Annotated in this window: 7 protein-coding genes and 1 pseudogene; all 8 read left to right on the forward strand. The window is 64.6% G+C overall.

The window, feature by feature from the left end; translation table 11 throughout:
• On the forward strand, window positions 1–579 hold a 579-nt coding region (locus tag QWY80_RS09605), incomplete at its 5' end, for a universal stress protein (RefSeq protein WP_290230769.1).
• 249 nt (window positions 580–828) lie between these two features.
• Window positions 829–1,131 (forward strand): annotated as a pseudogene (locus QWY80_RS09610) (methionine adenosyltransferase domain-containing protein); the annotation flags it as partial.
• Window positions 1,132–1,155: 24 nt separating this feature from the next.
• On the forward strand, window positions 1,156–1,503 hold the full coding sequence (locus QWY80_RS09615; protein ID WP_290230772.1) for a putative quinol monooxygenase: 348 nt from the start codon (window positions 1,156–1,158) through the stop codon (window positions 1,501–1,503).
• 248 nt (window positions 1,504–1,751) lie between these two features.
• Window positions 1,752–2,093, forward strand: coding sequence for a TraR/DksA family transcriptional regulator (locus QWY80_RS09620; RefSeq protein WP_290230774.1), 342 nt, complete (start codon window positions 1,752–1,754; stop codon window positions 2,091–2,093).
• Window positions 2,094–2,333: 240 nt separating this feature from the next.
• The gene (locus QWY80_RS09625; RefSeq protein ID WP_290230776.1) at window positions 2,334–2,567 is read left to right on the forward strand and encodes a hypothetical protein; all 234 of its coding nucleotides are present in this window, start codon (window positions 2,334–2,336) and stop codon (window positions 2,565–2,567) included.
• 3 nt (window positions 2,568–2,570) lie between these two features.
• On the forward strand, window positions 2,571–2,882 hold the full coding sequence (locus QWY80_RS09630; protein ID WP_290230777.1) for a hypothetical protein: 312 nt from the start codon (window positions 2,571–2,573) through the stop codon (window positions 2,880–2,882).
• A 150-nt stretch (window positions 2,883–3,032) separates the two neighbouring features.
• Complete coding sequence (locus QWY80_RS09635; protein WP_290230781.1) at window positions 3,033–4,223, forward strand: UvrD-helicase domain-containing protein; 1,191 nt, start codon at window positions 3,033–3,035, stop codon at window positions 4,221–4,223.
• 34 nt (window positions 4,224–4,257) lie between these two features.
• A partial coding sequence (locus QWY80_RS09640; protein ID WP_290231009.1) for a universal stress protein occupies window positions 4,258–4,517 on the forward strand: 260 nt, incomplete at its 3' end.

The raw sequence follows: 4,517 nt of genomic DNA on the forward strand, positions 1-4,517 counted from the left end.
ATCGAGGATGGCGTGACCGAGCCGGGCAGCCGCCAACGCAACGGCACCCTGGTGGAGACCCTGGAGGAGCTGGCCGACGAGATCCGCCTGCTGGTAGTGGGCAAGCGCGGCGAGACGGCCCACCAGGATAGCGGCCACCTGGGCTCCAACCTGGAGCGCGTGGTGCGCACCCTGCACCGGCCGATCCTGATGGTGCCCGACGCCTTCAAGCGGCCGGAGAAGGTGATGATCGCCTTCGACGGCAGCAAGACCACCCGCAAGGGGGTGGAGATGCTGGCGCGTAGCCCGCTGTTCGACGGCGTGCCGGTGCACGTGGTGATCGTCGGCGCCGAGACCGGCGACAACCGCTCGCAGTTCGACTGGGCGCTGAAGACCCTGCGCGACGCCGGCCACGCGGCCGAGGGCGCGATCCGCGCCGGCGAGGTGGAGGCGACGCTTCGCGCCTACCAGGAGGAGCAGGGCATCGATCTGCTGGTGATGGGGGCCTACGGCCACTCGCGGATCCGCCATTTGCTGGTAGGCAGCACCACCACCGAGATGCTGCGCAGGACGACGCTTCCGGTCCTGCTGCTGCGATAGGTTTCCCCCGAAACCGGCCCACCGTTCTTGGCGTGCGCCGGTTTTTTTCTTTCCGAGGGACGACTGCGTTACCCAGAGGAGCCAGAAAGATGACGATCACGCCACCCTGAAATGCGATATCTCCCATCCACTCTGACATGAGGATCCCCCGATGACAGCGCCTCTCCTTGCGGGAGGGCATGACAAGGAATCAACCATTGGACAGTACCACCTTCGCCCATTCGGCCTTCTTCGATGAGACCTCGTCCTCGCAGCGCCGCCTACGCCGGGCGCTACGTGGCCAAGAACCTCGTCGCCGCGGGCCTGGCCGACAAGTGCGAGATCCAGGTCTCCTACGCCATCGGCGTGGCCGAGCCGACCTCGGTGTCGGTCAACACCTTCGGCACCGGCCGGGTCAGCGACGAGCGCATCATCGAGCTAATCCGCGAGCCCTTCGAGACCTCCTATACCTGGACCGACACCCAGGGCGAGGAGCATACCGAGACCTTCACCGCCTTCCCCTGGGAGAAGACCGACCGCGCCGCGGTGCTGCGCGACGCCGCGAGACTCTAACCCCGGACGACACGGAGAGACCGCATGTCCAAGAAGATTTACTGCATCGCCAACTTCAAGCCCAAGCCCGGACGGGAGGAGGCCGTGTTCAGGGCCCTGCAGGCCCTGGAGCCCAATGCCCACCGCGAGGACGGCTGCCTGCAGTACACCGTGACCCGGCAAATCGACCATCCCAACGCCCAGGGGGCCAGCTACCCGATCGTCTTCCACGAGATCTGGGCCAGCCGCGAGGCCTTCGAGGCGCACTGCAACCGTCGCGAGATCAAGGAATTCTTCGCTACCCAGGTCGAGGCCGACGACGGCGACGTGGATCATGCCAACGTCTGCGTCTACACCGACGAGCCTCACGACTACGACGCCCCGGAACTCTGAATCCGTCTGGAATCGGCACGGGCGGCCACGCCCGTGCCCTTGAAACCCGCAGGAGATCCCATGACCGCGGCCTCCTCGAGCCTCGACTACACAGGCGTGGTTCCAGGCGCTATGGTTCTATTCTGGCGCGGGTACCGGACATGGCCTTTCGGGAACTGGCTTCCGGTGCCTGATGGCCTTCATTGATCGCAGAGGCGAGACACCGGGATCGGACTCGTTTCGCACTTGCGGTGCCGAGAGGAGACCCGATGAATCATCCGGAGATCGATATCGAGAAGATCACCCATCAGCTCGAGGACACCAAGGCGGCGTTGATCGACCAGAGTTACCAGAGCAAGGAGAGCCGCGCCACGGTGGTGCTGGACCAGCAGTCCGTAGGGCGGCTGTCGCGCATGGATGCCCTGCAGGGGCAGGCCATGGCCAAGGCCGAGGAGGATCGTCGCCAGTTGGCGATCCGGCGTAGCGACGCGGCCCTGGCACGCCTGGCCCGGGAGGAGTTCGGGGAGTGCATCGAGTGCGGCGAATGGATCGCCGTCAAGCGGCTGGAATGGGACCCGACCTTGCTGAAATGCATCGACTGTGCCGAGTGAGTTTGTTACCGTGAACGGCCACTAACCTGTCTATCCAGATACCTTTCCCGAGGTCGCTGGTAACTGTGAGAGGAGCGATCCGATGACTCAGTTACTCACCGACACCTTCCCCGGTCCGCCCTAGGCCGCCCGACCTCCCTTCCGAGCCCATTGGTCGACATCCCGACGCGATGTTGCCCCCGATCATCACTCGTAAGCCCCGATCCGCGATGGATCCCGGGCACCTCTAAGGGGATATGCATGAGCGGCCAAGGTGCCTTCCTACCCGACGTTGGTGAGCTCTCCTCCGCGGATGGCTGGATCAGCGTCCACCACTATCTTCCACTCGATTCTCGCTCGACCCTGCTGGTGGTCTATCAGGATATGCATGGCTCCGGTGTGACCTCGGCCTCCTTCGAGCGGGGGCGCTTCCTGAGCCGGACCAATCGGGCCCTGGTGAGGGGCGTCAGGGCCTGGCGCTTCCAGGAGGCATGAACCATGAGTACGCATGATCAAACCTTATCGTCACGCGTCCAGCAGCTGCTGGAGCAGGGCTACTGCAGCGTCGAGCAGTATCGGCCCGAGGAGAACGACTGCGTGGATTACGACCTGCTCTTCATGGGGCAGAGGGTCTCCGGACACCGCACGCTGACCGGCGTCACGCTAGAGGCCGATCAGGCCCTGAACCCGATCGACGCCGCCCTGCTGCTGGGGGCGGGGCCGGGCATCGCCTCGGTATTCTGGCGACCGCATGATCCCATTCGCACCGCGCAGGAGTCGGCCGCGGCCAGGGAGCCCGCCTGGGATTAGCGACACTACCGCCCAAGTGTTGTCAGGAACTCCCCCGGATGCCGCCGGGGCGCTGGCCTTCATGGCGCCCAACCGTTCGGTACTCGAGCTGATCATCGAGACGTGGCCCGAGATCGAGTTCAACACCACCCGAGAGATTAACGAAACGCGATGAATCAGAAAGCCGATACTCTCGAGCGAGAGGCCGAGCGCCTACACCTCGACCGCACCCTGGAGCGTATCGAGGCCAACCTGGACCAGGAAGAGCTGAACCGCGCCTCCGACGAGGGCATGAAGAACATCGTCGCCACCATCCAGCGCGACCAGAACGCCATCATCCGCAACGACGAGGCCCAGGTGCTGGTCATCCAGGGGGTCGCCGGCTCCGGCAAGACCTCCATCGCGTTGCACCGCATCGCCTATCTGCTCTATCGCTTCAAGGACAGCCTCAGCTCCGAGGACATCCTGATCATCTCGCCCAACCGGGTGTTCTCCGACTACATCGCCAACGTGCTGCCGGAGCTCGGCGAGGAGACGGTCAACCAGATCGGCATGGAGGAACTGGCCGACGAACTGCTCGATGGCCAGTACCGCTTCGAGAGCTTCTTCGAGCAGACTGCGGCGCTGCTGGAGAAGGACGACGAGGCCATGAAGGCGCGGCTGCGCTACAAGGCCTCGCCGGAGTTCCTGACCGAGCTCGACCGCTACGCGGGCCATGTGGAGGCCAACCGCTTCGCCGCCGAGGACCTGTGGATCGCCCGCCGCCTGGTGCCCGCTTGGCTGCTCGAGGAGGTGTTCCGCAAGCATCGTCACCTGCCTACCAACGAGCGGCTCAGGCAGGTCAGCTGGGAGATCGAGCGCAAGATCGGCAACCAGTACAACTACGACCTGGAGCCCGAGGAGCGCAAGCAGCTCAAGACGGCCGTCAAGCGAATGCTCCGGCAGGCGACCCTGCGCGAGACCTACAAGGGGTTCTACGACTGGCTGGGTCGGCCCGAGCTGTTCAAGACCGCCTCACGGGGGCGGCTGGAGTACGCCGACGTCTTCCCGCTGATCTACCTGAAGATGCGCCTGGAGGGTGTGCGCTCGTGCTGGTGCGACGTCAGGCATCTGCTGATCGACGAGATGCAGGACTACACTCCGGTGCAGTACGCGGTGATCGGCCGGCTCTTCTCGTGCAAGAAGACCATCCTCGGCGACGCCTTCCAGTCGGTGAATCCCTACAGCGCCTCCAAGGTCGAGGAGATCCGCCGGGTGCTGCGTCAGTCCTCCTGCGTGACCCTCAACAAGAGCTACCGCTCGAGCCTTGATGTTGATTCATGTCCTATGCAAGTCACTCTCGATCGGGTAGAAACGGTGTGACAGACAACGACATACGCCAGCCAGGAAATTGACGATGACCGAACAGGTGATGGCCGCCATCGACGGCTCGAAGTTCTCGGAAGGGGTGTGCGACTACGCCGCCTGGGCCAGCCAGGCGCTGGAGGCGCCGCTGACCTTTCTGCACGTGGTGGACAACCACCCCCAGACCGCCGAGGCGGACCTCTCCGGTAACATCGGCCTGGGCTCCCGCGAGCACCTGCTCGAGGAGCTCTCCGAGCTGGAGGAGAAGCGTGCCAAGGTGGCCCAGGAGCAGGGCCGGCTGATGCTCCAGGC

The sequence above is a fragment of the Halomonas ramblicola genome, from assembly GCF_030409215.1.
Classification (GTDB): Bacteria; Pseudomonadota; Gammaproteobacteria; order Pseudomonadales; family Halomonadaceae; genus Halomonas; species Halomonas ramblicola.